This is a genomic window from Burkholderia sp. Bp9012, assembly GCF_003853825.1.
Lineage (GTDB): Bacteria > Pseudomonadota > Gammaproteobacteria > Burkholderiales > Burkholderiaceae > Burkholderia > Burkholderia diffusa.
The window spans coordinates 192,462-218,694 of record NZ_QTQA01000002.1; the positions used below are offsets into that span (position 1 = coordinate 192,462).

Consider the following 26,233-nt stretch of genomic DNA (forward strand, 5'->3'; position numbering starts at 1 on the left):
TGATGGCCGAGATCGTCGTGGCCGGCGAACTGCTGGCCGAATTCGTCGCCGCCGAGCGTGGCCAGGGTTTCGACACGCCGGGCCTGTTCGCGGGCCCGTTTCCGAGCGGTGCGCCGGCGATCTTCGCCGATCAGGCCGCGCGGCTCGGCGCGCGCGTCGCGTATGCGGGCTGCGTCGGCCGCGACGCATTCGGCGACGCGATCGTCGCGCGGCTCGAGCGCGACGGCGTCGACGTCGCGCGCATCCGTCGTGTCGCGCGTCCGACCGGCACCGCGTTCGTCGCGTATCGCGACGACGGTTCACGCAGCTTCGTGTTCAGCCTGTCGACCAGCGCGGCCGCGTGCGTCGACGCATCCGACGTCGACACCGCGATGTTCGACGGTTGCCGCTACTTCCATGTGATGGGCTCGTCGCTGACGAGCGAATCGGCGATCGCGGCCGTCCAGCGCGGCGTGATCGAAGCGGCGCGCGTCGGCGCGAAGGTGTCGTTCGACCCGAACGTGCGGCCCGAGATGCTGAGCTTCCGTCCGATGCGCGCGGCGCTCGACACGATGCTCGCCGCTTGCCATCTGTTTCTGCCGAGCGAGGCCGACCTGCCGTTCTTCTGCGGGCCGCAGCCGGCCGAGCGCGCGATCGCCGGGCTGCTCGCGACGCATCCGCTGCTCGAGCGCGTCGTGCTCAAGCGTGGCGCGGCCGGCAGCGCCGCGTTCGACCGTGCGAGCCGTGTGGACGTGCCGGCCTGGCCGGTCGACGAACTCGATCCGACCGGTGCCGGCGACTGCTTCGGCGGTACGTTGGTCGCGAGCCTCGTCGCCGGCCTGCCGATCGACGTCGCGCTGCGCCGCGCGAACGCGGCCGGCGCGATCGCGGTCACGCGGCGCGGCCCGATGGAGGGCAACAGCAGCGCGACTGAAATCGACCGCTTCCTGACCGAACGAGGTATCGCATGTCCGGCCTGATCCCCGTCGCCGAACGCCCGCGCAACGCGCACGCCGACGCGGTGCTGCGGATGATCTTCGATGCGAACCGCGCGGATGCGCAGCGCGGCATCTATTCGATCTGCAGCGCGCACCGGCTCGTGCTGGAGGCCGCATGCGAGGCCGCGCGCGCGGACGGCTCGCCGCTCCTGATCGAGGCGACCTGCAACCAGGTGAACCATCTCGGCGGCTACACGGGCATGACGCCCGCCGATTTCCGGCGCGACGTCGATGCGATCGCGCAGCGCTGCGGGCTCGCGCCGTCGGCGCTCGTGCTCGGCGGCGACCATCTGGGCCCGAACCCGTGGCGGCACCGTCGCGCGGCCGATGCGATGCGCGAAGCGGCCGCGATGGTCGCCGCGTATGTCGAAGCCGGGTTCGAGAAGATCCACCTGGACGCGAGCATGGCATGCGCGGACGATCCGGAGCGGCTCGACGACCGGACGATTGCCGCCCGCGCGGCCGAGCTGTGCCGCGCGGCCGAAGACGCGGCGGCGCACGCCGGCGTTGCGCCCGTCTACGTGATCGGCACTGAGGTGCCGACGCCGGGCGGCGAAGTGGCCGGCGACACGGGCGGCGATGGGATCGCGGGGATCGCGGTCACGCGCAGCGACAGCATCGCCGCGACGCTGGACGCGCATCGCGGCGCATTCGCGGCGGCGGGGCTCGACGACGCATGGACGCGCGTGGTCGCGATTGTCGCGCAGCCGGGCGTCGATTTCGACGATCGCCACGTGCTCGACTACGACAGCGCGAAGGCCGCGTCGCTTGGTGCGAGCATCCTGCGCACGCCGCGCCTCGTGTTCGAAGCGCATTCGACCGACTACCAGACCGAAGGCGCACTCGCCGCGCTCGTGCGCGACCACTTCGCGGTGCTGAAGGTTGGGCCCGCGCTGACCTTCGCGTTGCGCGAGGCGCTGTTCGCGCTCACCTTCATCGAGGACGCGCTGATCGTCGACGTCGCACAGCGCTCGCGGTTGCGCGACGTGGTCGACGCCGCGATGCGCGCGCAACCCGAGCACTGGGCGCCGTATTACCGCGGCGACGAAACCGAGCAGCGGCTCGCGCGCCAGTTCAGCTACAGCGACCGGATCCGCTACTACTGGCTGCAGCCGGCCGTCGCGGCGGCGGTCGAGCAGTTGTTCGACAACCTTGCACGGCAGCCCGTGCCCGAGACGCTCGTCGCGCAGTGGCTGCCGGACGTGTACGCGGCTTGCCGTGCGGGCGGCCTCGCGAGAGAGCCGCGCGCATGGGTGCGCCACCGGATACGCGACGTGATCGCGCACTATGCGCGCGCGTGCGGGATGCAGCGGCCGTCGTGACGGACCGCGAAGGAAACACGGCAACACGAAACAAGCAACACGCAATACGCAACACCGACGACAGTTCGAACAATCACAGGAGACATGCCATGCAACGAAAGATGCTCGATGCCGCCGCACGCTGCTTCGCCGGAGCCGCGCTCGCGACGGCTGCGTGCGCGGCGTCGGCCGGCACGCTGACGATCGCGACGCTGAACAACCCGGACATGATCGAGTTGAAGAAGCTGTCGCCGGCGTTCGAGAAGGCGAACCCGGACATCAAGCTGAACTGGGTGATCCTCGAGGAAAACGTGCTGCGCCAGCGCGCGACCACCGACATCACGACCGGCAGCGGCCAGTTCGACGTGATGGCGATCGGCACGTATGAAACGCCGCAGTGGGGCAAGCGCGGCTGGCTCGCGCCGATGACCGGGCTGCCCGCCGACTACGACCTGAACGACATCGTGAAGACCGCGCGCGACAGCCTGTCGTACAACGGCCAGCTGTATGCGCTGCCGTTCTACGTCGAAAGCTCGATGACGTTCTACCGCAAGGACCTGTTCGCGGCGAAGGGGCTGAAGATGCCCGACCAGCCGACCTACGACCAGATCGCCGAATTCGCGGACAAGCTCACCGACAAGTCGAAGGGCACCTACGGCATCTGCCTGCGCGGCAAGGCCGGGTGGGGCGAGAACATGGCGTACGTGTCGACGGTCGTGAACACGTTCGGCGGGCGCTGGTTCGACGAGAACTGGAACGCGCAGCTGACGTCGCCGGAATGGAAGAAGGCGATCAATTTCTACGTGAACCTGCTGAAGAAGGACGGCCCGCCGGGAGCGAGCTCGAACGGCTTCAACGAGAACCTGACCCTGACCGCATCGGGCAAGTGCGCGATGTGGATCGACGCTACGGTCGCGGCCGGGATGCTCTATAACAAACAGCAGTCGCAGGTCGCCGACAAGGTCGGCTTCGCGGCCGCGCCGGTCGCCGCCACGCCGAAGGGCTCGCACTGGCTGTGGGCGTGGGCGCTGGCCGTGCCGAAGACGTCGAAGCAGCAAGATGCCGCGCGCAAGTTCATCGCATGGGCGACGTCGAAGCAGTACATCGAGATGGTCGGCAAGGACGAAGGCTGGGCGTCGGTGCCGCCGGGTACGCGCGCGTCGACCTACCAGCGCCCCGAGTACAAGGCCGCCGCGCCGTTCTCGGACTTCGTGCTGAAGGCGATCGAGACGGCCGACCCGAACGATCCGTCGCTGAAGAAGGTGCCGTACACGGGCGTGCAGTACGTCGGGATTCCTGAATTCCAGTCGTTCGGCACGGTGGTCGGGCAGGCGATCGCGGGTGCGGTGGCCGGCCAGATGACGGTCGACCAGGCGCTCGCCGCCGGGCAGGCCGCCGCCGATCGCGCGGTGCGCCAGGCAGGCTACAAGAAGTAACGCGGCCCCCGCCGTGCGCGCTGCCGCGCACGGTGCACGTCGCCGAAGCAGACAGGGCGGGCGGCCATTCGCGCCCGCACCTCAACCGGAGGGACTCCGATCATGCGTCATTTGCGTCTTCCCCTGAGCCACGCGTCGTCGGTCGGCGATGCGTCGTCGCCGCCGGGCGCGCCGCGCCGCGCGCGCGGCGGCGCCAGCTGGCTGGTGTCACCGTCCGTCGCGGTGCTGCTGCTGTGGATGTCGATCCCGCTCGCGATGACGATCTGGTATTCGTTCTCGCGCTACAACCTGCTGAATCCGGACGTGAAGGGCTTCGCCGGGTTCGACAACTACCGCTTCCTCGCGACCGATCCGTCGTTCCTGCCCGCGATCTGGCACACGCTCGTGCTGATCGGCGCGGTGCTCGCGATCACCGTGGTCGGCGGCGTGCTGATGGCCGTGCTGTTCGACCGCAAGTTCTACGGGCAGGGCGTGGCGCGCCTGCTCGTGATCGCGCCGTTCTTCGTGATGCCAACGGTCGCCGCGTTGATCTGGAAGAACATGATCCTTCATCCGGTGTACGGGCTCGTCGCGAACGCGATGCGTGCGTTCGGGATGACGCCGATCGACTGGTTCGCCGACTACCCGCTCACCGCCGTGATCATCATCGTCGCCTGGCAGTGGCTGCCGTTCGCGTTCCTGATCCTGTTCACCGCGATCCAGTCGCTCGACCAGGAGCAGAAGGAAGCCGCGCGCATCGACGGCGCGGGCCCGATCGCGATGTTCTTCTACATCACGCTGCCGCACCTGAAGCGCGCGATCGCCGTGGTCGTGATGATGGAGACGATCTTCCTGCTGTCGATCTTCGCCGAGATCTACACGACGACGGGCGGCGGCCCCGGCAACGCGACGACCAACCTGTCGTACCTGATCTATGCGCTTGGCCTGCAGCAGTTCGACGTCGGCCTCGCATCCGCGGGCGGGATCATCGCCGTCGTGGTTGCGAACGTCGTGTCGTTCTTCCTGGTGCGGATGCTCGCGCGCAACCTGAAGGGAGAGTACGAGAAATGAGCGACCTGACCTTCGAAGGCCGGCGCGTGCCGGCCCCGTTCGACCGCGTTCGGCGCGCGCTGCCCGGCACGCTCGCGTGGCTGCTCGCGCTGCTGCTGTTCTTCCCGATCTTCTGGATGGCGATCACCGCATTCAAGACCGAGCAGCAGGCGTATGCGTCGGCGCTGTTCTTCATGCCGACGCTCGACAGCTTCCGCGAGGTGTTCGCGCGCAGCAACTACTTCGCGTTCGCGTGGAATTCGGTGCTGATTTCGGCCGGCGTCACGGTGATCTCGCTGCTGTTCGCGGTGCCGGCGGCCTACGCGATGGCGTTCTTCCCGAACCACCGCACGCAGAAGGTGCTGCTGTGGATGCTGTCGACGAAGATGATGCCGTCGGTCGGCGTGCTCGTGCCGATCTACCTGCTGTGGAAGAACGCGGGGCTGCTCGATACCGTGTCGGGCCTCGTGATCGTCTACACGCTGATCAACCTGCCGATCGCGGTGTGGATGACCTTCACGTACTTCAACGAGATCCCCAAGGACATCCTCGAAGCGGGGCGTATCGACGGCGCGTCGACGTGGCAGGAGATCGTCTACCTGCTGATGCCGATGGCGCTGCCGGGTCTCGCGTCCACCGCGCTCCTGCTCGTGATCCTGTCGTGGAACGAGGCGTTCTGGAGCATCAACCTGTCGAGCTCGAACGCCGCGCCGCTGACCGTGTTCATCGCGTCGTACTCGAGTCCGGAGGGGCTGTTCTGGGCGAAGCTGTCCGCAGCTTCGTTGCTGGCCGTCGCGCCGATCCTGATCGTCGGCTGGCTGTCGCAGAAGCAGCTCGTGCGCGGGCTCACGTTCGGGGCGGTCAAATGAGCGCGGCCGGCGAAGGCATGGGCGGAAAAGGCGCGGTCGGACACGGGATGAACGTGCTGATCTGCGATTGCGACGGCGTGCTGATCGACAGCGAGGCCGTCGCCGCCGATGTGATCGTGCGCGAGCTGGACGCGCGCTGGCCGGGCGTCGACGCGCGGCCGGCGGTGATGCCGCTGCTCGGGCTGCGCATCGAGCGCGTGCTGGCCGGCGCGAGCGAGGCGGTCGGCCGCATGCTGACGGCGGGCGACGTCGACGCGATCCGCCGCGCGGTCGAGGCGGCGGCCGTCAACGCGCCGATGGTCGACGGCATCGATGCGGCACTCGCCGCGATCGGTCTGACGACGGCATGCGCGAGCAACAGCTACCGCGCATACGTCGAGGCGGCGCTCACCCGCACCGGCCTCGCGCGCTTCTTCGGCGACCGGCTGTTCTGCGCGGACGCCGTCGCCAGGCCGAAGCCCGCGCCCGACGTGTATCTCGCGGCCGCACACGCGCTCGGCGCGGTGCCCGCGCAATGCCTCGTCGTCGAGGACAGCGTGACCGGCATCACCGCGGCCGCCGCGGCCGGTATGACCGTGCTCGGCTTCATCGGCGGCGGGCATGCGTCGGCCGCGCAGATCGACGCGCTGCGCGGGATCGGCGCGCGTCACGTATTCGACGACATGCACGAGCTGCCCGGCTACGTCGCGCGCTGGCAGGCGACCGGTGCCGTGCTGCCGAACTAACCTGGCAAGATTGCGCGCCGCGTCGAACGCGGCGCATCACGAACGAACGGAGACAGATCATGGCAAGCGTGCTCCTGCGCAACATCGCGAAGCGCTACGACGACACCGAAGTGCTGCGCAACGTGAACCTCGACATCGCCGATGGCGAATTCGTCGTGTTCGTCGGGCCGAGCGGCTGCGGCAAATCCACGCTGATGCGGATGATCGCCGGCCTCGAGGACATCTCGAGCGGCGATCTGCTGATCGACGGCGCGAAGGTCAACGACGTGCCGAGCGCGAAACGCGGCATCGCGATGGTGTTCCAGTCGTATGCGCTGTACCCGCACATGACGCTGTACGACAACATGGCGTTCGGCCTGAAGCTCGCCGGCGCGAAGAAGCCCGAGATCGACCAGGCGGTGAAGCAGGCCGCGAAGATCCTGCACATCGATCACCTGCTCGACCGCAAGCCGAAGCAGCTGTCGGGCGGCCAGCGGCAGCGCGTCGCGATCGGCCGCGCGATCACGCGCAAGCCGAAGGTGTTCCTGTTCGACGAGCCGCTGTCGAACCTCGACGCCGCGCTGCGCGTGAAGATGCGGCTGGAATTCGCGCGGCTGCACGACGAGCTGAAGACGACGATGATCTACGTGACGCACGACCAGGTCGAGGCGATGACGCTCGCCGACAAGATCGTCGTGCTGTCGGGCGGCGCGGTGCAGCAGGTCGGCACGCCGAACGCGCTGTACCACGCGCCGGCGAACCTGTTCGTCGCAGGCTTCATCGGCTCGCCGAAGATGAACTTCCTGAAGGGCACCGTCGAGTCGGTCGATGCGACTGGCGTGCTCGTGCGTTTCGACAGCGGCGAGACGCAGCGCGTCGCGGTCGATGCGGCCGGGTTGCAGCGCGGTGCGGCAGTGACGGTCGGCGTGCGGCCCGAGCACCTTCTGGTGGGCACGGCGGCCGCGGGCGTTGCCGCGCGGACGATGGCCGTCGAGTCGCTCGGCGATGCCGCGTATCTGTATGCGGAGTCGGCGGTCGCGCCCGACGGCCTGATCGCGCGGATTCCACCGCTCGACACGTACCGCACCGGCGAGGCGCTGCACGTGCATGCGCAGGCCGAGCACTGCCATCTGTTCGACGAACACGGGCAGGCGCTGCGCCGGCTGAGCGCGCACGCGAAGGCGGCGTGACGGTCGACTTCGGTCAGAGGTGCAGGTGCGCGGCCATGTAATCGACGAATGCGCGCAGCTTCGGCGTCGGATGGCGGCCTAACGGCCACAGCGCGTAGAACGGCGTGCGGCTCGCGACGTGTTCGTCGAGCACCGCGCGCAGCGCGCCGTCGTCGAGTGCGCCGCGCACGAAGAATTCGGGCAGGCATGCGTTTCCGGCGCCGCGCGCGGCCTGAACGTTCGACCGCGGCGTCAGCCCGCCTTCGCGTCGAGCGCGGCGCGCGCGCAGGTCTCGTCGGTGACGAGCCCCGACAGCCAGCCGCCGCGCAACGCGGCGATCACGGCGTCGCGCTTCTTCGGGCCGCCGGCGAACGCGATCGTCGGGCGCTTCGGCGGCGTGTCGAGCGCGACGCTCGTGACGCGCGCGCTGGTCGACACGTCGACCAGCTTGCCCTGCGCATCGATCGGCACGCCGAGCAGTTCGGCCACCGCGCCGCGCGCGGTCATCTCGTCGCGTTCCTGTTCGGTGATGAAGCCGTCCTCGTAGAGCGGGCAGTGCGGGCCGATGTTGCCGATCCCGACGAACGCGACGTCGGCCTGCGCCGACAGCGCATCGACGATCCGGTACAGCCGGTGATTGCACCATTGCGCGCGCTCGGCGTCGCTGTCGGCGAACAGCGGTGCTGGCAGCAGGAAGTGCTTGCCGCCGGTTTTTTCGGAAATGTACTGCGCGACGTCGTAGCGGTTCGACGAACCGTCGGCCGCGATCGCGCCGACCATCGACACGAGCCGGTGCTGCGGCCGCTCGATCTGCGCGATCTGCGCGACCACGGCCTTCAGCGTCCGGCCGCTGCTGACGGCGATCACCATCGGTCGCGTCTCGTTCAGGTAGCGCTCCATCACCTGCGCGCCGGCGACCGCGAGCTTGCGGTCGATCGCTTCCGGCGCGTCGGCATCGACGGGCACGACTTCGCACATCGCGAGCCCGTAGCGCTTCGACAGCTGCGCGCCGAGGTCGAGACAGTCGGCGAGCTGATGATCGACGCGCACGCGGATCAGATTCTTCTCGACCGCGAACGCGACGAGGCGCTGCGCGACCGGGCGCGACACCTGCAGCTTCTCGGCGATTTCGTTCTGCGTGTCGCCCGCGACGTAGTAGAGCCACGCGGCACGCGTGGCGAGATCGAGTTTTTCTGAGGACTTGGACACGATAGCGGTTCGGTTCGGATCTGGGCCGGCCGTCGGGCGGCGCAACGGGCATCCACTGTAACGCATGACGGGTGAGCGGCCGACGGCCGCTGCGCGTCGCCGCTTACGCGAGCCGCGCGCGCGACGGTTCGTAAAGCGGGCGCACGTGGCGATACAGCGCGCGGAACGCGTCGAGGCGCTCGCGCAGCAGCGTATGACGGCCGGCATCGGGCGCGTATTCGGCGCGCACCGGCGGCTTGGTCAGCACGGCATGCGGATCGCCGCCGACGGCGAGCCAGCCCAGGCGTGCAGCGCCGAGCGCCGCACCGGTTTCACCGCCACCGTGCTGGCACGTCCGTACGTTCAGTGCGTCGGCGATCAGCTGCGCCCAGAACGCGCTGCGCGCGCCGCCGCCGATCAGCGACAGACGGTCGGTTTCGACGCCGGCCGCATGCAGCGCGTCGAGGCCGTCCGCGAGGCCGAGCGTCACGCCTTCGAGCACCGCGTAACCGAGGTGCGCGCGTTCGGTTGCATGCGTCATCCCGAAGAACACGCCCTGCGCATAAGGATCGTTGTGCGGCGTGCGTTCGCCGGACAGGTAGGGCAGGAACAGCGGCGCCGTCGCGAGCGCGTCCGCGTCGAGCGCCTCGATTTCGGCGAGCAGCGCCGGCTCGTCCGTGCCCGTCAGCTTGCAGACCCAGCGCAGGCAGCTCGCGGCCGACAGCACGACGCTCATCAGCTGCCAGCGATCGGGAATCGCGTGGCAGAACGCATGCACGGCCGATGCGGAGTTCGGCATGAAGCGGTCGCCGACCACGCTCAGCACGCCCGACGTGCCGAGCGACACGAAGCCGTCGCCCGCGTGGATCGCGCCGATGCCGAGCGCGCTGGTCGCGTTGTCGCCGCCGCCGCCTGCCACCACGACGGCCTCCGACAGCCCAAGCTCGCGCGCGAGATCCGCGCGCAGCGTGCCGGACGGCGCGTTGCCTTCGACGATGCGCGGCATCTGCCCGCGCGTCATGTCGCACGCGGCGAGCAGCGCGTCGGACCAGTCGCGGCGCGCGACGTCGAGCCACAGCGTGCCGGCCGCGTCGGACGGGTCGGACACCTTCGCGCCGGTCAGACGGAAACGCAGGTAGTCCTTCGGCATCAGCACGCACGCGGTCGCCGCGAACACGTCGGGCTCGTGCTTCGCGACCCACAGCAGTTTCGGCGCGGTGAAGCCGGGCATCGCCAGGTTGCCGGCCAGTGCATGCAGATCGGGGGCGCGTTCGGTGAGCAGCGCGCATTCGTCGGCGCTGCGCATGTCGTTCCACAGAATCGCGGGGCGCAGCACGCGGTCGTCGCGGCCGAGCAGCACCGCGCCGTGCATCTGGCCCGACAGGCCGATCCCGCGCACCTGCGCGAATGCCTGCGGATGCCGTTCGCGCAGCGCCGCGAGCGCGGCGAGCGTGCCTCGCCACCAGTCCTCCGGATGCTGTTCCGCCCAGCGCGGGTGCGGCCGCGACACGCTGAACGGCGTGCCCGCGGTGCCGACCACCGTACCGTCCGGGGCAAGCAGCAGCACCTTCACTTCCGAGGTGCCGAGGTCGATGCCGAGATACATGAGCGATCCGTTCCGTCAGTGGGGAGCCGCTACTTTAGCCGCACGCATGCGTACATGCCAACGCAGGTTCGCCCGGATGCGCGGCCGCGGGCCGTCGCGCTTCAGCGCTGCGCGAGCCATGCGTCGACGCGGGCGAGCCCGGCGCGCAGCGCTTCGAACAGCGCCGCGTTGCCGGCGAGCGAGCCCCACAGCGCGCGGCTTGCGCACAGCGCGACGACCGGGTCGTCGGCTTCGACGATCGCGCGCGCGGCGCCGTCGTCCATCACGCCGTCCTGGTACGCATACGGCAGCAAGCCTCGCGCCCAGCGTTCGAGAAAGCGCAGGAACAGCGCCGGCAACACGGCGGTGGCGACCGGCGCCGCGCCGCGTGCGAGCGATTCGACGAACGTCGGCGCGATGAAGCCGGGAATCTTCGAGAAGCCGTCGGCCGCGACGCGCTGGTTCGTGTCGAGCACGTACGGGTTGCCGAAGCGTTCGAGCACGACGTCGCGGTAGCGTTCGAGATCGAGCGGGCTCGGGCTGAGACACGGGATCACGTCCTGCGTCACGTAGTCGTGCGCGAACCGGCGGATCGCCGCGTCGTGCGTGCCCTCGTGGATGTACGTGTAGCCCGCGAGCGTGCCGGCCCACGCGATGCAACTGTGCGTCGCGTTGAGGATGCGGATCTTCGCTTCCTCGTACGGGTGCACGTCGTCCACCAGCTCCGCGCCGGCCAGCTCCCAGCGCGGCCGGCCGGCCGCGAAGCGGTCCTCGATCACCCACTGGATGAACGATTCGCCCATCACCGGGCATGCGTCGTCGACGCCGGTGGCCGCGCGCACGCGCTCGCGCACGTCGGCGGTCGGGCGCGGCGTGATGCGGTCGACCATCGCGCTCGGCGTCGCGACGTGCGCATCGAACCACGCGAGCAGGCCGTCCTCGCTGCGCCGTTCGAGGAATTCGCGCATGCCCGCGCGAAAGCGCGCGCCGTTGTTGCGCAGGTTGTCGCAGCTCTGCAGCGTGAGCGGGCCCGCGCCGCGCTTCACGCGCTCGGCAAGCAGCGCCGCGAGCGCGCCGTACAGCGTCGTGCGCGCGCCCTGCAGGTCGGCCGCGAGATCGGCGTTCGCGAGGTCGAGCCGGTTGTGTTCGTCGAGGTAGTAGCCGCCTTCGGTCACGGTGAACGACACGATCCGGCATGCCGGGTCGGCGCCGGCTTCGATCAGCGCGGCGAGGTCGATCGACCATGGCAGCACGCGCGAGATCGCGCGGACCGTCTCGTATGCGCGCTCGCCCTGCGGCGTGACGGTTTCGAGCGTGTACGCGCCGTGCTGCGCGGCGAGCGCGTCCATCGTCGCGCGCATGTCGTCGCGGATGTTGCCGACGGTCAGCGACCAGCGTTCGTCGGCCGGCACGGCCGCGTTCACGCGATGCAGATACCACGCCTGGTGCGCGCGGTGGAAAGAGCCCGCGCCAATGTGCAGCAGCACGGGCGCGCGGGCGGAGGACGATTCGCTCATCCGGTGTCTCCTGTTCGTGCCAGTCTTTCCTGTTGAATACGATCATTTGCTCTTTGTGTGAGCGAATGATCGTATTCGGGCGAACGAAAGTCAAGGCGGGACACGGCATTTCGATGGTGCGCTGCGGCGGCGCGCGCGGCGCGAAAGGGGGAGCGGTATCAGCGGCCTTCGCGTGTGAGCGCGACGAGTTCGTCGAGCAGCTTGCCGGCCGGCCCCGGCAGGATCCCGTGGCGGCGCCGGAACGCGGTGAGCGTGCGCACCGCGACGACCTCGCGCACCGGCAGCGTGTCGATCGTGCCGGCGCGCTGTTCGGCGCCGTACATCGGTTCGGCCATCCAGCTCAGGAAGCCCGCATGCGCGACGAGGCTCTTCAGCGTCGTGACCGAGCGTGTTTCGACCGCGATGTCGGGAAGGGCAAGCCCGTGCGCGTCGAAGGTTGCGCGCATGTGGTCGAACGGCGCGGTGCCGCGCGGCGGAATCGCCCAGCGCGCGTGCAGCGTGTCGGCGAGCGTCGGCGCGCGACCGAGCGCGCGCAGCGGATGGTGCGGCGCCGCAACGATATGGCTGCGATCTTCCCAGCGGCACTCGGGAATCGCGACGATCTCGTCGGTGTCGGGCCCATGCGCGGACAGCGCGAGATCGATCTCATGCTTGTTCAGCCCTTCCGCGAGCCGATCCCACACGCCTTCGAGAATCTCGACACGCAGGTTCGGCCAGCGGTCGAGCACGCGGCCGACCGCGACCGGCAGCACGAGGCTCGCGATGCTGCCCACCGCGCCGACCTTGATCGTGCCCTTCGCGAAGCCGCGCATCGCGTCGAGCTCCTCGCGCGCATGCTCGGCCTCGTGCTGCAGCAGCGTCGCGTGCGGCAGCAGCGCCTCGCCGAACGCCGTCAGCTGCACGCCTTTCGAATGGCGCTCGAACAGCGGCGCGCCGACCTGGTCCTCGAGCCGCTTCAGGATCCGGCTCAGCGCCGGCTGGGTCACGTGCAGCGCGTCGGCCGCGCGGCCGAGGCTGCCGCACGCGACGATGGTCGTGAATGCCCGCAATTGCCGGAGATCGAAAGTCATGCCGAACCGTAATGGCTTTTCGCAAAAAATACAGTATCCGTGAATGGCTCGCGCTTCGATACTGTGGAAACCGCCAAGCCACCGAGGAGACGCCCGAGCATGTCCGGCACCCCGTCCCATTCCGCCGCACCGGCCGCCCCGATCACCGTCCGCGATGCCGTCATCGACCTGTTTCGCCAGTTCGGCATCGATTGCGTGTTCGGCAATCCTGGCTCGACCGAGCTGCCGATGTTTCGCGATTTCCCCGCCGATTTCCGCTACGTGCTCGGCTTGCAGGAGGCCGTCGTGGTCGGGATGGCGGACGGTCATGCGCAGGCCACCGGCAACGCGGCGGTCGTCAACCTGCATTCGGCGGCCGGCGTCGGCAACGCGATGGGCAACCTGTTCACCGCGTTCAGGAACCGCACGCCGCTGATCGTCACCGCGGGCCAGCAGGCACGCGCGATCCTGCCGTTCGATCCGTTTCTCGGCGCGACGCAGGCCGCCGAGCTGCCGAAGCCGTACGTGAAATGGAGCATCGAGCCCGCGCGTGCGCAGGACGTGCCGGCCGCGATCGCGCGGGCGTACCGGATCGCGATGCAGGAGCCGCGCGGGCCGGTGTTCGTGTCGATCCCGGTCGACGACTGGGACCAACCGGCCGAGCTGCTGCCGCGCCGTGACGTGAGCAGCGTCGTGCGGCCCGATCCCGATGCGCTCGCGCGGCTCGGCGACGCGCTCGATGCCGCGCGGCGTCCCGCGCTGGTGGTCGGCGCGGCCGTCGATCGGGCCGGTGCGTGGGACGACGTCGTGCGGCTCGCCGAGCGGCACCGGGTCAGCGTGTACGTCGCGCCGATGTCGGGGCGCTGCAGCTTTCCCGAGGATCATCCGCTGTTCGCCGGCTTCCTGCCCGCGATCCGCGAGAAGATCGTCGCGCGGCTCGACGGGCACGACCTCGTGTTCGCGTTCGGCGCGCCCGCGTTCACCTATCACATCGAGGGCTGCGGCCCGCACGTGCCACCGGGCGCCAAGCTCGTGCAGCTCGTCGACGATCCAGGCATCGCCGCATGGACGCCGTCGGGCGACGCGGTCGTCGGCAATCTGCGACTCGCGGCACGCGATCTGCTGGCCCGGCCGGCGCCGCGCGAGCGGCCGATGCCCGCGCCGCGGCCGATGCGCCCGCGCGCCGAAGCGCCGGCCGCCGGCGAGCGGATGTCGCTGGCATTCGCGCTGCAGACGCTGGACGACGTGCGCGACGCACACGACATCGTCGTCGAGGAAGCCCCGAGCGCGCGGCCGGTGATGCAGGCGCACCTGCCGTTCACGCGCAGCGGCACGTTCTACACGATGGATAGCGGCGGGCTCGGTTACGGGATGCCGGCCGCGGTTGGCGTCGCGCTCGCGCGGCCGGGGCGGCGCGTGATCGGGCTGATCGGCGACGGGTCGAGCCTCTATTCGATCCAGGCATTGTGGAGCGCCGCGCAGCTGAAGCTGCCGATCACGTTCGTGATCCTGAATAATCGGCGCTATGCGGCGCTGCAAGATTTCGCGCCGGTGTTCGGCTTCGGTCCTGACGATCCGGTGCAGGGCACCGATCTGCCCGACCTGGATTTCGTCGCGCTCGCGCAAGGGATGGGGTGCCGCGGCATCCGCGTCGCCGATGCCGCTCGCCTGCACGAAACGCTGACCGACGCGCTGCGGGCCGATACGCCGGTCGTCGTCGACGTCGAAGTTGCCTGACGCGCGTTGCGCGTCCTTCCGGAGAATCCATGCAAACCGTATCGATGCTGATCGGCGGCGAACGCCGCCAGTCGTCCAGCGGCGCGACCTTCGTGCGCCGTAACCCGCTCGACGGCGAAGTCGCGTCGGTCGCGCCCGCGGGCACGGTCGACGATGCGCGCGCGGCGGCCGACGCGGCCGCTCGCGCGTTTCCTGAATGGGCCGCGCTCGGCCCCGGCGCGCGCCGCGCGCTGCTGCTGAAGGCTGCCGCCGCGCTCGAGGCGAAGCACGAGCAGTTCGTCGTCGCGATGGCGGCCGAAACCGGCGCGTCGGCGCTGTGGGCAGGCTTCAACGTGCACCTTGCCGCGAGCGGGCTCGTCGAGGCCGCGTCGCTGACCACGCAGACCGGCGGCGAGCTGATCCCGTCCGACGTGCCCGGCTCGCTGGCGATGGGCGTGCGGCAGCCGGCCGGCGTGGTGCTCGGCATCGCACCGTGGAACGCGCCGGTGATCCTCGCGGCGCGTGCGCTCGCGCTGCCGCTCGCTTGCGGCAACACGGTCGTGCTGAAGGGCTCCGAGCTGTGCCCCGTCACGCACGGGCTGATCGTCGAGGCGCTGCAGGAGGCCGGGCTGCCGCCGGGCGTCGTCAACTTCGTGACGAACGCGCCCGAAGACGCGGGTGCCGTCGTCGATGCGCTGATCGCACATCCGGCCGTGCGCCGCGTGAATTTCACCGGCTCGACGCGCGTCGGGCGGATCGTCGCCGAAGCGTGCGCGCGTCATCTGAAACCGTCGGTGCTCGAACTCGGCGGCAAGGCGCCGTTCGTCGTGCTCGACGATGCGGATCTCGATGCGGCGGTCGCGGCGGCGGCATTCGGCGCATTCGCGAATTCCGGACAGATCTGCATGTCGACCGAGCGGATCGTCGTCGATGCGTCGATCGCCGACGCATTCGTCGCGAAGCTCGCCGTCAAGGCCGCGTCGCTGCCGCTCGGCGATCCGCGCCGAGGGCCGGTCGTGCTCGGTTCGCTGATCGACGTGAAGGCCGTCGAGCGCTGCAACGCGCTGATCGACGATGCGCTCGCGCACGGCGCGACGCTGCTGTGCGGCGGCAAGTCGGACAGCACGCTGTTCCCGGCGACGCTGCTCGATCACGTGACGCCCGCGATGCGGATCTACGCGGAGGAGTCGTTCGGGCCGGTGAAGGGCATCGTCCGGGTCGACGGCGAGGCGGCCGCGATCCGCTGCGCGAACGACAACGCGTTCGGGCTGGCTTCGGCCGTATTCAGCCGCGACGTCGCCCGCGCGATGCGGGTCGCGGCGCGCATCGAATCGGGCATCTGCCACGTGAACGGCCCGACCGTGCACGACGAGGCGCAAATGCCGTTCGGCGGCGTGAAGGACAGCGGCTTCGGCCACTTCGGCGGCAAGGCCGGCATCGCCGCGTTCACGGACCTGCGCTGGATCACCGTGCAGACCGCGCCGCGCCAGTATCCATTCTGAGAGGCCGCCGACGATGAAGATTGCGATTCTTGGTGCCGGTGCGATGGGCTCGCTGTTCGGGGCGCTGCTGGCGGAGCACGGCGAGGCCGTCACGCTGATCGACGTGAACGATGCGCATCTCGATGCGATCCGTCGCGACGGGCTGCGCATCGACGACGATCGCGGCGAACGCCGCATCCGCGCGCTGCAGGCTGTCCGGCCAGAAACGGCGAATGCGCAGGCAAGAGCATCGCCCGACATGCCGTTCGATCTGCTGATCGTTTTCACGAAATCGCTGCACACGCGTGCGGCGCTCGAAGGCGTGCGCGCATTACTGACCTCACGTACGTACGTGCTGACGCTGCAGAACGGCCTCGGCAACGTCGAGACGCTGAACGCGTTCGTGCCGCTCGAACGGATTCTGGTCGGCGTCACGACGTGGCCGGCCGACTTCGCCGGCGCCGGACACGTGCGCTCGCACGGTGCCGGCGCGATCCGCATGATGACGGCCGACGGCGCGGCGCGCCCGTTCGCGGCGGCCGTGGCCGACGCGCTGTCGCGCGCCGGGCTCGCGTGTTCGCTCGATGCCGACGTGTGGGCCGCGATCTGGGAAAAGGTCGCGTTCAACGCGGCGCTCAACACGCTGTGTGCGGCGACGGGCTGCACGGTCGACCAGCTCGGCCGCGAACCTGACGGCCCACGGCTCGCGCTCGCGATCGCGGCGGAGACGGCCGCCGTCGCGCGCGCGAAAGGCATCGCGGTGGACGGCGAACGCATCGCGCGCAACGTCGAGCATGCGATCCACGCGCATCGCGGCCATCGACCGTCGATGCTGCAGGACGTGCTCGCGGGCCGCCGCACCGAGATCGACGCGATCAGCGGCAAGATCGTCGCGGCCGCGCGTGAGACGGGTATCGCGGTGCCGCATACCGATACGCTGCTCGCACTCGTCAGGCTGATCGACGCGCGGCGCGACTGAGCATCACGCCGGCGGCGGGCTTGCGCCGCGTGACGATACGGCCGCGCCGCATGCAGCCGATGTCGCCGGATCGGGTTGGATGGGACAAGACGCGGGGGCGGCGCCGATGCACGGACGCCGACTGACCCTGCAGCACGAGATCCGGGCACGCGCAAGCGCCAGCCCGGGCAACTGGAGACGCCATGAAAGTCATCGAATGCCGTTGCCTTGCCGCGCGCCGTGCGCGCCCCTTGCCGCCGACGCGTGGCGCACGGGAGGTCGCATGAGCATGCGCGATGGATTGCAGCCGCCCCCGGTCGACATCGGCGCGACGCTTGACGACGGACCGTTCACAACGATGCAGCGTTGCGTGGTGCTGCTCGCCGCGCTCGCGATCGTGCTCGACGGCTTCGACGGGCAGTTGATCGGTTTCGCGATTCCGGTACTGATCCGCGAATGGGGGATCACGCGCGGCGCGTTCGCGCCGGCGGTGGCCGCCGGGCTGATCGGGATGGGCATCGGCAGCGCGTGCGCGGGGATCGTCGCGGACCGTTTCGGGCGCCGCCAGGCCGTGATCGGCAGCGTGTTCTTGTTCGGCATCGCGACCTGCGCGATCGGCTTCGCGCCGGATGTCGCGACGATCGCGATGTTGCGCTTCTGCGCGGGGCTCGGGATCGGCGGCGCGCTGCCGACGGCCACGACGATGACGGCCGAATACACGCCTGCGCGGCGCCGCACGATGATGGTGACGGCGACGATCGTCTGCGTGCCGCTCGGCGGCATGCTGGCCGGGCTGTTCGCGCACGAGGTGCTGCCGCGCTATGGCTGGCGCGGGCTGTTCTTCGCCGGCGGCGCGCTGCCGCTCGTGCTCGGCTTCGTGCTCGTGCGTGCGTTGCCTGAATCGCCGCGCTTCCTGGCACGCCGCCCCGCGCGCTGGCCGGAACTCGGCGCGCTGCTCGCGCGCATGCAGCGGCCGGTCGCGCCCGACGCCACGTTCACCGATCTGCGCGATGCACGCGCGCCCGGCGCACGAGGCGGGTTCGGCGCGCTGTTTGCCGCCGGCCAGGCGCGCGACACGATCGCGCTGTGGTGCGCTTTCTTCATGTGCCTGCTCGCCGTGTATGCGGCGTTCAGCTGGCTGCCGACGATGCTGGCCGCGAGCGGGCTGAGCGTGTCGGTCGCGGGCTCCGGGCTCACCGCGTACAACCTTGGCGGCGTGATCGGCGCGCTGCTGTGCGCATGGGCGATCACGCATGCGGGTTCGCGCTGGCCGCTCGCGCTCTGCAGCATCGGCGGCGCGGCGAGCGCCGTGTGGCTGATGGGGGTCGATGCGGGGCGCCACACGGGCTGGCTGATCGTCGGGCTCGGTCTGCACGGGCTGTTCGTCAACGCGGTGCAGTCGACGATGTATGCGCTGTGCGCGTACATCTACCCGACGGCGGTTCGCGCGACCGGCACCGCGAGCGCGCTCGCATTCGGCCGGCTTGGCGCGATCCTCAGCGCGTTCGCGGGCGCGATGGTGATCACCGCGGGCGGTGCGACGGCGTACCTGACGATGCTGGCCGCCGCGATGAGTGTGGTGTGCGTCGCGCTGCTCGCGATGCGGCGGCACATTCCGCGGCTCACGCGCGAACGCGCGTTGCCGCGCGAAGGGGAGGAACTGGCCCGCACGTCGTCGTGACGCGCGGGCGCATGACGCACGCGTACGTTACAGCGTGGTGCGTACGTGCCAGAGCTCGGGGAACAGCACGACGTCGAGCATCTTGCGCAGGTACGGCGCGCCGCTCGTGCCGCCGGTGCCCTGCTTGAAGCCGATGATGCGCTCGACGGTCGTCACGTGACGGAAGCGCCACTGGCGGAACGCGTCCTCGAGATCGACGAGTTCCTCGGCCATCTCGTAGAGCTCCCAGTGCTGCTGCGGGTGACGGTAGACTTCGAGCCACGCAGCCTCGACGGTCTCGTCGTGCCGCATCGGCTGCGTCCAGTCGCGCTCGAGCCGCTCGGGTGCGATCGGGAAACCGCGCCGCGCGAGCAGGCGCACGACCTCGTCATAGAACGACGGCGCCTCAAGCGTCGCGCGCACCTGTTCGAGGATGTCGGGCCGGTGCGCATGCGGCTGCAGCATCTGCACGTTCTTGTTGCCGAGCAGGAATTCGAGCTGCCGGTACTGATACGACTGGAAGCCCGACGACTGGCCGAGGTACGGCCGCATCGCCGAATACTCGGACGGCGTCATCGTCGACAGCACGTTCCACGCCTGCACGAGTTGCTCGAGAATGCGCGACACGCGCGCGAGCATCTTGAATGCGGGCGGCAGCGCGTCGCCACGTACCGCGTCGAGCGCGCCGCGCAATTCGAACAGCGCGAGCTTCATCCACAGCTCGCTCGTCTGATGCTGGATGATGAACAGCATCTCGTTGTGATCGGGCGACAGCGGATGCTGCGCGTCGAGGATCGAATTCAGCGACAGGTAGTCGCCGTAGCTCATCGACTTCGAAAAATCGAGCTGCGCGTTGTGCCAGCCGGCATCGCCCGAGGCATCGCCCGGCACGTGCGGTGCTTCGTGTGCCGGTTGGGCCGCGCGCGCGCCCGAGAACGGGCAGCCCGCCGGCGCATCGTCGCCGGGTGGCTGCATGTGACCAGAATTCACGACTCTCTCCAGAATTGAATGACGGGGGCGCGGCGCGCAATCCGCATGGAACCGCGGCGCGCGCCGGGCAAAAAGCCGATCAGGTCACCGCGCCGCGCTCGGCGAACTCGGGTGCCTTCCACGCATCGGTGGCCAGGATGTCGCGCAGCGTCTCGACGGCATCCCACACGTCGACGAAGCGCGTATAGAGCGGCGTGAAGCCGAAGCGCAGCACGTACGGCTCGCGGTAGTCGCCGATCACGCCGCGCGCGATCAGCGCCTGCATCACCTCGTAGCCGTGCGGGTGCTCGAAGCTCGCTTGCGAGCCGCGCTGGTGATGCGCGCGCGGCGTGACGAGCTTCAGCGACAGGCCCGCGCAGCGTGCCTCGACGAGTGCGATGAACGCATCGGTCAGCGCGAGCGACTTGCGGCGGATCGCGTGCATGTCGGTCTGCAGGAACACGTCGAGCCCGCATTCGACCATCGACATCGACACGATCGGCTGCGTGCCGCACAGGAAGCGCGCGATGCCCGGATCGGGCGCGAAGCCCGGCTGCATCGCGAACGGCGCACGGTGGCCCCACCAGCCCGACAGCGGCTGGGAGAAGTGCGCGTGATGACGGTGTGGCACCCACACGAACGCCGGCGAACCGGGGCCGCCGTTCAGGTACTTGTACGTGCAGCCGACCGCGCCGTCCGCATGCGCGCCGTTCAGGTCGACCGGCACCGCGCCGGCCGAATGCGCGAGATCCCACAGCATCAGCGCGCCCGCGTCGTGCGCGAGCTGCGTGACGGCCGGCATGTCGTGCATGTAGCCGGTGCGATAGTTCACGTGCGTGATCATCGCGACGGCCGTGTCCGCGCCGAGCGCGCCGGGCAGGTCCGCCGGATCGTCGATCAGGCGCAGCTCATAGCCGCCGCCGAGCTGTTCGATCAGCCCTTGCGCGATGTACAGGTCGGTCGGGAAGTTCGAGCGCTCCGACACGATCACGCGGCGTTCCGGCGCGCGCTCGGCCTGATGGCGCAGCATCGCCGACAGCAGCTTGAACAGGTTGATCGAGATGGTGTCGGTCACGACGGTCTCGCCGGGGGCGCCGCCGATCAGCGTCGCGAGCTTGTCGCCGAGGCGGCGCGGCAGCGCGAACCAGCCGGCGGTGTTCCAGCTGCGGATCAGACCTTCGCCCCATTCGGCGCCGATCACCTGTTGCGCGCGGGCGGCCGACGCGCGCGGCTGCGCGCCGAGCGAGTTGCCGTCGAGATAGATCACGCCGTCGGGCAGCGCGAACTGGTCGCGCAGCAGGGCGAGCGGGTCATCGCGGTCGAGGGCGAGCGCGTCTTCACGGGTCTTGATCATGATGTCGGGTCAGTGGTTCTCGGGTCAGTGGTTCGGTGAATCAGGAGGATCGGCCGGGCAGCGCGCGCAGCACCGCACGCACGGGGCTCGCGTCGAGCGTCGCGAACTTCAGCGGCAGCGCGATCAGTTCGTAGTCGCCGGGCGGCACGTCGTCGAGCACGATCCCTTCGAGGATCGCCATCCGGTGCGCGCGCACGCGGTGATGCGCATCCATGGTCTTCGATTCCTGCGGGTCGAGCGACGGCGTGTCGATGCCGATCAGCTTCACGCCGCGCGCGGCGAGCAGGTCGACGGTTTCGGGCGCGACCGCGCAGAAGCCGCTGTCCCATTGCTCGACGCTGGCACGCGCATAGGTGCGCAGCAGCACGCGCGGTGGCACGCCGTCCAGCGCGGCCTCGATGTCGGCCGGGCGCACGACCGGCGACGCGCCGATGCAGTGGATCACGCGGCACGGGCCGAGATAGGTGTCGAGCGGCACCGCGCCGATCGGCGCGCCGTCGGCGTCATAGTGGAGCGGCGCGTCGCAGTGCGCGCCCGTGTGCGGCGACAGCGTCAGGCGCGCTACGTTGACCGGCGAGCCGGCCTCCATCCGCCAGACGCGTTCGACGGAAACCGCCGTGTCGCCCGGCCATACGGGGGTGGAGGGGCTGACGGGCGGCGAGATGTCCCAGAGTGTGTCCATGGCATGACGAATCGGTGAATCGATGCTTCGAATGATAGGCGGACGCTCGCAGAAAGTGCTTGCGAAATAAACATGGACAATCCGCTGGATTGGCAGATAATTCGAATCAGAGGGAAAACGGGGACCAAAAATGCACGCGATCACGCTTGATGCCACCGACTGCCGGATTCTGGCGGTACTGCAGGAGGAGGGCAGAATCAGCAATCTCGACCTGGCGGAACGGATCTCGCTTTCGCCGTCCGCCTGTCTGCGCCGGATGCGCCTGCTCGAGGAGCAGGGCGTGATCGAGCACTATCGCGCGTGCCTGAGTCGCGAGAAGCTTGGCTTCGAGCTCGAGGCGTTCGTGCAGGTGTCGATGCGCAACGAAGAGAATCAATGGCACGAGCGCTTCGCGGAAGCGCTGCGCGAATGGCCGGAGGTGGTCGGCGCGTTCGTCGTGACGGGCGAGAGCCACTATCTGCTCCGGGTGCTCGCGCACAACCTCAAGCACTATTCGGATTTCGTGCTGAACCGGCTCTACAAGGCGCCGGGCGTGATGGACATCCGTTCGAACATCGTGCTGCAGACGCTGAAGGACGAAGCGGGCGCGCCGGTCGGGCTGGCGCGCATGGGGTCGATCAAAGCGATGTGAGGCCGTGGAAGCCGCCGCCGTGGAACACGAGCGGCGCCGTGGCATCCGATGCGGCACGCACGCCGCAGCGTTCCACTTCGCCGACGAAGATCACATGGTCGCCTTCGTCGTAGCGGCTGCGGTTGTGGCATTCGAACCACGCGAGCGCGCCGTCGAGCACCGGCATGCCCGAGTTGCCGGCCGCGTGCGCGATCCCTTCGAAGCGGTCGCCCTTGTAGGTCGAGAAGCGCTTGCACAGGTCGAGCTGCGACGCCGCGAGCACGTTCACCACGTAATGGCTGTTGTTGCGGAACACCGGGGTCGACGCCGATTTGTGCGCGAGGCTCCACAGCACGAGCGGCGGATCGAGCGACACCGAGTTGAACGAGCTCGCGGTGATGCCGATCAGCTGCCCGGACGGCGCACGCGTCGTGATGACCGTGACGCCGGTCGCGAACTGCCCGAGCGCCTGGCGAAAGGCGGCCGAGTCGAAATCCGGCGGGGTGGCGTGGTTCATCGGGCGGCCATCCGGAACGAAACGGACGGGCGCGGCGCGCGGCGGCTGCAACGGGCGCGGCGGACGAAAGGCGACAAGGCCAGGGCGGTCGATTGGGAAGTGGTGCGCATGGCCCGATTTTAGCGGAATCGCGACCGCCGGACCCGTGCGGACGGCGCATCGCGGGGCTAGCGTGAGGTAGCGAACACTGTCGCGCGGCACCGGCGTCGTGCTGGAACGGTCGTTCCCGCGCCTTTCGTTGCGCGCCGTCCGAGGCCGCTCCGCGAGCCGGGCGCTATCGCGCCGCCGCCAGCCTGAGCGACAGCGCGCCCGTCAGGATCAGGCTGGACGCCCACACCGCATCGAGATTGAACCAGCTCCGCGCGACGAACTTCAGCCCGAGATAGCGGTACACGAGCCACGCGAGCACGCCGCCCGCGCCGAACATCGCGGCTGCGTGCACGGCCGCGACGACGAGTGCCATCCCGAGATGCGCATCGACGAGCGTGGCCGCCGCGCGATGGCCGGCGTCCCGGTCGAACCCGCAGAGCCCGAGGTAGATCGGCACCAGCATCAGCCCCGCGCCGTGCGCGAGCGCAACCGCGAACGACCATAGTCCGAGCCGCGCGGGCGGTATCCGCGCGAGCGCACGCGGATGCCGCCGCCGGATCAGCAGCACCACGCCGAAGCCGATCACCAGCGCGCTCGCGCCGATCCGGATCGCCGACTGCCACGCAAGCAGCGCGGCAAGCAGCCCGAACGGCAGCATCACCATGAATACCGCGAGCGCATGGCCGAGCGCGAGATAGCCGAGCGCCGCGACGAGCGCGCCGCCGCGGCGCGTCATCAGCGCGTTCGACACCGCGAGCGGCCAGCCCATCGCCGGATTGAGCCCGTGATAGACGCCGCTCGCGAGCACGGCCGCCCACAGCGCGAGCGGCGCGGAGAGGCCGGCGCTCAACGCTTGACCGACGGATAGCAGAACGAGTCGGTCGAGCAGTCGCCGCCATCGAGCCGGATCTGGTGCGCGCGATAGCCGTCGGGGAAGTCGACCCAGTAGTCGTCGGCGAGCGTCAGCCCGCCGTCCGGCCCCGCATGCGCGAGCACCTGCGCGGCCGGCACGCCGTCCGGATAGAACTGGTCGTCCCACGTCGAGTAAAGCGAGTTGGTCCAGTACACGCGCCGGCCGTCGCGGCTGATTTCCACCATCTGCGGGCCGCCGGCGAACGCGCGGCCGTTCGTGTGCGGCGCGTGGCGCACGATCCCGCCGATACGCACCGACCCCGCGAGCACCGGATGATGCGGATCCGACACGTCGTACTGGCGCATCTCGCCGGTGCCCCAGCACGACACGTACAGAAAGCGGTCGTCGAGCGACAGGTCGATGTCGGTCACGAGCGGCGGCACCGCGCCGAAACCCTGGAGCAGCGGCGGCAGTTCGTCGGCCGCGGCCGGCTCGGGCGGAATCGTCGCGGTCTTCTTCACGTGAAACTGGCCGCCTTCGCGCCACCAGGTCCAGATCGAGCCTTCGAGATTGGTCGTGTCGACCACGACGCCGACGAACCCGTATTCGCGCACCGGATCGTGCGCGGGCCGCACCTCGAGCGCCATCTGGTGCTGCGCGCCGAGATCGATCGTCTGCACGTTGCGCCGCGCGCGCAGGTCCCAGAAATGCAGCCGGTGCCCGTACTTGTTCGCGAGCAAGTCCTCCGGCACGATGCCGTTCTCGAATTGCGGCGGCAGCGCCCATTCGCTCGACACCATGTAGTCGCGCGGCAGGTTCCACCAGAAGTCGTAATGCTTGTCCTGCGAGCCGCGGTCGATCTCCCAGCGGCCGAGCACGTCGAAGGTCTCGCAGTCCATGATGAAGATGCCGGGCGCGCCGTCGGTGCCGTCCTTGCCCGCGCCGCCGAGCGTGCTCACGTAGATGCCTTCGGGGCCGCAATGAACCGTATGCGGCCGCGAATAGCCGGTCTTGGCGAACACCTCGTCGGGCTCGATGATCTTGTGGATGCGCGCCTGAGTCGGGTGCGGCTTCGTGTCGATCACGTAGATCCGCGACGAACGCAGGCCCGGGATGATCAGGAAGCGGCGTTCGAGGAATGCGTGGCCGGTCAGCGGCGACAGCGACGACGAACACGCATTCCAGCCGAAGTGGTGGAATTCGTCTCCGGTGTTCGGCATCGTCACCGTGTGCACGATCTTGCCGTAGGTCGCCGAGCCGGGTTTCACGTCGATCACGGCGAGCGCGTCGGGTCTGGAAAAATCGGGGCTCAGCAACAACGTATAGGCAAATTCCTCCGCCGGCGCCTGCATCGCAAGTTCCGGCGAAGCGTGAAATGTCGGGTCAGGCCGCATGCTCATCGTGGTGCCTCTCTCGGTCGTATCGGATCACGGGTGCACGGACGTTCGCTGCGAACGTGCGGGTCGAACAGGTTGCGTGACGGCAATGCTCCGGCGGCCGCGCGATGGAGGACGCGCGGTGCGGTGCATCAGGTCGGGAAAGCAGGGAAACGCGGTGCGCCGGATCGCCGCGCATGCGGCGCAGCGGGCGCACGGCGGCGCGAGGGTGCGGTGAAAGCGACGGCGGTCGGGCCCGCAATGCGGGCGCAGTCTGCTGAGGCGTGCATATCGATGTTCCGGCAGATGATGTTGGCATCAGGACGGGCATGCATCGGACGCTGCGCGCAGCCGGACGGTGTGCCGTTGCGGCGAGGCGTGCCTAAGTGTAGACGAGAAACGCGCGGCCGGTGGTGCGCGGCACGCATGCGGTTCTGCCGGATTTGCGCACGAGTGAGATACTTGGACGCTGCCGCTGCGCGCCGGGTAACCGGGCTGCGGCGATGCGGACCGGCGACGCCGCCGCGTGCCCGCGTGCCGGCCGTTGTCATCAACGAGGTAATGATTTCATGGTGAACGAGATGCTTGAAACCGCGACTGTAGGCGGCGGGTGCTTCTGGTGCACGGAGGCCGTGTTTCTCGACGTCGACGGCGTGACGGCCGTCCAGTCGGGCTATGCAGGCGGCCACACGCGCAATCCCGGCTATCGCGACGTATGCGACGGCGATACCGGTCACGCGGAGGTCGTGAACGTGACGTTCGATCCGGCGCGCATCGGTTATCGCGAGATCCTCGAGATCTTCTTCGCAACGCACGATCCGACCCAGCTGAACCGGCAGGGCAACGACGTCGGCACGCAATACCGTTCGGTCGTGTTCACGCATTCGGACGCGCAGCGCGACGTCGCGCTCGACGTGATCCGCGAACTGGAGCGCGAGCAGGTGTTCGGGCAGCCGATCGTCACGCAGGTCGTGCCGCTCGACGGCAACTACTGGCCGGCGGAGGACTATCACCAGAACTATTACGCGCGCAATCCGGGGCAGGGCTACTGCTCGGTCGTGATCGGGCCGAAGCTCGCGAAATTCCGCCAGAAGTTCTCGCACCGGCTGAAGTCGCTGCGCGGCGCGTAACCGGTTCGCCGAC

At 69.4% G+C, this 26,233-nt stretch carries 23 protein-coding genes and 1 pseudogene; 13 read left to right on the forward strand and 11 right to left on the reverse strand.

The window, feature by feature from the left end; all coding sequences use genetic code 11:
* Positions 1 to 2: 2 nt before the first annotated feature.
* The 7 genes from DIE11_RS03095 to DIE11_RS03125 all read left to right on the forward strand — a co-directional run bounded on the left by DIE11_RS03095 (position 3) and on the right by DIE11_RS03125 (position 7,506).
* On the forward strand, positions 3 to 959 hold the full coding sequence (locus DIE11_RS03095; protein ID WP_124621672.1) for a sugar kinase: 957 nt from the start codon (positions 3 to 5) through the stop codon (positions 957 to 959).
* Positions 947 to 2,299, forward strand: coding sequence for a D-tagatose-bisphosphate aldolase, class II, non-catalytic subunit (locus DIE11_RS03100; protein ID WP_124621434.1), 1,353 nt, complete (start codon positions 947 to 949; stop codon positions 2,297 to 2,299). Before DIE11_RS03095 ends, DIE11_RS03100 begins: the two co-directional genes overlap by 13 nt.
* 89 nt (positions 2,300 to 2,388) lie before the next feature.
* A complete protein-coding gene (locus DIE11_RS03105; RefSeq protein WP_124621435.1) occupies positions 2,389 to 3,714 on the forward strand; it encodes a sugar ABC transporter substrate-binding protein in 1,326 nt (441 codons plus the stop codon).
* Between the two features lie 102 nt (positions 3,715 to 3,816).
* Entirely contained in the window at positions 3,817 to 4,764 is a 948-nt protein-coding gene (locus DIE11_RS03110) for a carbohydrate ABC transporter permease (protein WP_124621437.1), read from the forward strand.
* On the forward strand, positions 4,761 to 5,612 hold the full coding sequence (locus DIE11_RS03115; RefSeq protein WP_124621439.1) for a carbohydrate ABC transporter permease: 852 nt from the start codon (positions 4,761 to 4,763) through the stop codon (positions 5,610 to 5,612). Before DIE11_RS03110 ends, DIE11_RS03115 begins: the two co-directional genes overlap by 4 nt.
* Positions 5,609 to 6,337: an HAD family phosphatase gene (locus tag DIE11_RS03120; RefSeq protein WP_124621441.1), complete on the forward strand. Its 729-nt coding sequence runs from the start codon at positions 5,609 to 5,611 to the stop codon at positions 6,335 to 6,337. Before DIE11_RS03115 ends, DIE11_RS03120 begins: the two co-directional genes overlap by 4 nt.
* 59 nt (positions 6,338 to 6,396) lie before the next feature.
* A complete protein-coding gene (locus DIE11_RS03125) occupies positions 6,397 to 7,506 on the forward strand; it encodes an ABC transporter ATP-binding protein (protein ID WP_124621443.1) in 1,110 nt (369 codons plus the stop codon).
* Positions 7,507 to 7,519: 13 nt separating this feature from the next.
* On the opposite strand, the pseudogene DIE11_RS03130 reads toward DIE11_RS03125, so the two are convergent.
* From DIE11_RS03130 to DIE11_RS03150, 5 genes and pseudogenes are all read right to left on the reverse strand, one after another.
* Positions 7,520 to 7,717, reverse strand: a pseudogene (locus DIE11_RS03130) (LysR substrate-binding domain-containing protein); the annotation flags it as partial.
* Between the two features lie 20 nt (positions 7,718 to 7,737).
* Positions 7,738 to 8,694 carry a sugar-binding transcriptional regulator gene (locus tag DIE11_RS03135; RefSeq protein WP_124621445.1) on the reverse strand — a complete coding sequence of 319 codons (957 nt, stop codon included), beginning with the start codon at positions 8,692 to 8,694 and terminating at the stop codon, positions 7,738 to 7,740.
* Between the two features lie 103 nt (positions 8,695 to 8,797).
* The gene (gene xylB / locus DIE11_RS03140; RefSeq protein WP_124621446.1) at positions 8,798 to 10,279 is read right to left on the reverse strand and encodes a xylulokinase; all 1,482 of its coding nucleotides are present in this window, start codon (positions 10,277 to 10,279) and stop codon (positions 8,798 to 8,800) included.
* Positions 10,280 to 10,380: 101 nt separating this feature from the next.
* On the reverse strand, positions 10,381 to 11,775 hold the full coding sequence (gene dalD, locus DIE11_RS03145; protein ID WP_124621448.1) for a D-arabinitol 4-dehydrogenase: 1,395 nt from the start codon (positions 11,773 to 11,775) through the stop codon (positions 10,381 to 10,383).
* A 158-nt stretch (positions 11,776 to 11,933) separates the two neighbouring features.
* Positions 11,934 to 12,845, reverse strand: a complete 912-nt coding sequence (locus tag DIE11_RS03150) for a LysR family transcriptional regulator (RefSeq protein WP_059607970.1) — start codon at positions 12,843 to 12,845, stop codon at positions 11,934 to 11,936.
* A 99-nt stretch (positions 12,846 to 12,944) separates the two neighbouring features.
* Here DIE11_RS03150 and mdlC point away from each other — a divergent pair, with 99 nt between their 5' ends.
* The 4 genes from mdlC (at position 12,945) to DIE11_RS03170 (ending at position 18,660) form a co-directional block, all read left to right on the forward strand.
* Positions 12,945 to 14,561 carry a benzoylformate decarboxylase gene (mdlC, locus tag DIE11_RS03155; protein ID WP_124621450.1) on the forward strand — a complete coding sequence of 539 codons (1,617 nt, stop codon included), beginning with the start codon at positions 12,945 to 12,947 and terminating at the stop codon, positions 14,559 to 14,561.
* 29 nt (positions 14,562 to 14,590) lie between these two features.
* Complete coding sequence (locus tag DIE11_RS03160; RefSeq protein ID WP_124621452.1) at positions 14,591 to 16,042, forward strand: aldehyde dehydrogenase family protein; 1,452 nt, start codon at positions 14,591 to 14,593, stop codon at positions 16,040 to 16,042.
* A gap of 13 nt (positions 16,043 to 16,055) precedes the next feature.
* On the forward strand, positions 16,056 to 17,000 hold the full coding sequence (locus tag DIE11_RS03165; protein ID WP_124621454.1) for a ketopantoate reductase family protein: 945 nt from the start codon (positions 16,056 to 16,058) through the stop codon (positions 16,998 to 17,000).
* 262 nt (positions 17,001 to 17,262) lie between these two features.
* Positions 17,263 to 18,660, forward strand: coding sequence for an MFS transporter (locus tag DIE11_RS03170; protein WP_124621456.1), 1,398 nt, complete (start codon positions 17,263 to 17,265; stop codon positions 18,658 to 18,660).
* 27 nt (positions 18,661 to 18,687) lie between these two features.
* Here the strand turns inward: DIE11_RS03170 and kynA are convergent, their stop codons facing one another.
* The 3 genes from kynA to kynB form a co-directional block, all read right to left on the reverse strand.
* Positions 18,688 to 19,614 (reverse strand): tryptophan 2,3-dioxygenase, encoded by a 927-nt coding sequence (kynA, locus tag DIE11_RS03175; protein WP_124621677.1) that lies wholly within the window; start codon positions 19,612 to 19,614, stop codon positions 18,688 to 18,690.
* Between the two features lie 94 nt (positions 19,615 to 19,708).
* Positions 19,709 to 20,962, reverse strand: a complete 1,254-nt coding sequence (kynU, locus tag DIE11_RS03180) for a kynureninase (RefSeq protein ID WP_264160568.1) — start codon at positions 20,960 to 20,962, stop codon at positions 19,709 to 19,711.
* A gap of 40 nt (positions 20,963 to 21,002) precedes the next feature.
* A complete protein-coding gene (gene kynB, locus DIE11_RS03185; protein ID WP_124621458.1) occupies positions 21,003 to 21,644 on the reverse strand; it encodes an arylformamidase in 642 nt (213 codons plus the stop codon).
* Positions 21,645 to 21,774: 130 nt separating this feature from the next.
* On the opposite strand from kynB, the gene DIE11_RS03190 reads away from it, so the two are divergent.
* Entirely contained in the window at positions 21,775 to 22,275 is a 501-nt protein-coding gene (locus tag DIE11_RS03190) for an Lrp/AsnC family transcriptional regulator (protein WP_124621460.1), read from the forward strand.
* Here DIE11_RS03190 and DIE11_RS03195 read toward each other — a convergent pair.
* The 3 genes from DIE11_RS03195 to DIE11_RS03205 form a co-directional block, all read right to left on the reverse strand.
* The gene (locus tag DIE11_RS03195; protein WP_124621462.1) at positions 22,262 to 22,771 is read right to left on the reverse strand and encodes a flavin reductase family protein; all 510 of its coding nucleotides are present in this window, start codon (positions 22,769 to 22,771) and stop codon (positions 22,262 to 22,264) included. The genes DIE11_RS03190 and DIE11_RS03195 overlap by 14 nt on opposite strands.
* Before the next feature lie 274 nt (positions 22,772 to 23,045).
* A complete protein-coding gene (locus DIE11_RS03200) occupies positions 23,046 to 23,711 on the reverse strand; it encodes a hypothetical protein (protein ID WP_124621464.1) in 666 nt (221 codons plus the stop codon).
* Positions 23,708 to 25,114, reverse strand: coding sequence for a selenium-binding protein SBP56-related protein (locus DIE11_RS03205; protein ID WP_124621466.1), 1,407 nt, complete (start codon positions 25,112 to 25,114; stop codon positions 23,708 to 23,710). Before DIE11_RS03205 ends, DIE11_RS03200 begins: the two co-directional genes overlap by 4 nt.
* Positions 25,115 to 25,659: 545 nt before the next feature.
* On the opposite strand from DIE11_RS03205, the gene msrA reads away from it, so the two are divergent.
* Positions 25,660 to 26,220, forward strand: coding sequence for a peptide-methionine (S)-S-oxide reductase MsrA (gene msrA / locus DIE11_RS03210; protein ID WP_059684111.1), 561 nt, complete (start codon positions 25,660 to 25,662; stop codon positions 26,218 to 26,220).
* Positions 26,221 to 26,233: the final 13 nt, after the last annotated feature.

Bases quoted from the DNA above. Each gene is read 5' to 3' on its own strand.
- DIE11_RS03095 (WP_124621672.1), top strand. From the start codon at position 3: ATGGCCGAGATCGTCGTGGCCGGCGAACTGCTGGCCGAATTCGTCGCC.
- DIE11_RS03100 (WP_124621434.1), top strand. From the start codon at position 947: ATGTCCGGCCTGATCCCCGTCGCCGAACGCCCGCGCAACGCGCACGCC.
- DIE11_RS03105 (WP_124621435.1), top strand. From the start codon at position 2,389: ATGCAACGAAAGATGCTCGATGCCGCCGCACGCTGCTTCGCCGGAGCC.
- DIE11_RS03110 (WP_124621437.1), top strand. From the start codon at position 3,817: ATGCGTCATTTGCGTCTTCCCCTGAGCCACGCGTCGTCGGTCGGCGAT.
- DIE11_RS03115 (WP_124621439.1), top strand. From the start codon at position 4,761: ATGAGCGACCTGACCTTCGAAGGCCGGCGCGTGCCGGCCCCGTTCGAC.
- DIE11_RS03120 (WP_124621441.1), top strand. From the start codon at position 5,609: ATGAGCGCGGCCGGCGAAGGCATGGGCGGAAAAGGCGCGGTCGGACAC.
- DIE11_RS03125 (WP_124621443.1), top strand. From the start codon at position 6,397: ATGGCAAGCGTGCTCCTGCGCAACATCGCGAAGCGCTACGACGACACC.
- xylB (WP_124621446.1), bottom strand. From the start codon at position 10,279: ATGTATCTCGGCATCGACCTCGGCACCTCGGAAGTGAAGGTGCTGCTG.
- dalD (WP_124621448.1), bottom strand. From the start codon at position 11,775: ATGAGCGAATCGTCCTCCGCCCGCGCGCCCGTGCTGCTGCACATTGGC.
- DIE11_RS03150 (WP_059607970.1), bottom strand. From the start codon at position 12,845: ATGACTTTCGATCTCCGGCAATTGCGGGCATTCACGACCATCGTCGCG.
- mdlC (WP_124621450.1), top strand. From the start codon at position 12,945: ATGTCCGGCACCCCGTCCCATTCCGCCGCACCGGCCGCCCCGATCACC.
- DIE11_RS03160 (WP_124621452.1), top strand. From the start codon at position 14,591: ATGCAAACCGTATCGATGCTGATCGGCGGCGAACGCCGCCAGTCGTCC.
- DIE11_RS03165 (WP_124621454.1), top strand. From the start codon at position 16,056: ATGAAGATTGCGATTCTTGGTGCCGGTGCGATGGGCTCGCTGTTCGGG.
- DIE11_RS03170 (WP_124621456.1), top strand. From the start codon at position 17,263: ATGAGCATGCGCGATGGATTGCAGCCGCCCCCGGTCGACATCGGCGCG.
- kynA (WP_124621677.1), bottom strand. From the start codon at position 19,614: ATGCAGCCACCCGGCGACGATGCGCCGGCGGGCTGCCCGTTCTCGGGC.
- kynU (WP_264160568.1), bottom strand. From the start codon at position 20,962: ATGATCAAGACCCGTGAAGACGCGCTCGCCCTCGACCGCGATGACCCG.
- kynB (WP_124621458.1), bottom strand. From the start codon at position 21,644: ATGGACACACTCTGGGACATCTCGCCGCCCGTCAGCCCCTCCACCCCC.
- DIE11_RS03190 (WP_124621460.1), top strand. From the start codon at position 21,775: ATGCACGCGATCACGCTTGATGCCACCGACTGCCGGATTCTGGCGGTA.
- DIE11_RS03195 (WP_124621462.1), bottom strand. From the start codon at position 22,771: ATGAACCACGCCACCCCGCCGGATTTCGACTCGGCCGCCTTTCGCCAG.
- DIE11_RS03205 (WP_124621466.1), bottom strand. From the start codon at position 25,114: ATGAGCATGCGGCCTGACCCGACATTTCACGCTTCGCCGGAACTTGCG.
- msrA (WP_059684111.1), top strand. From the start codon at position 25,660: ATGGTGAACGAGATGCTTGAAACCGCGACTGTAGGCGGCGGGTGCTTC.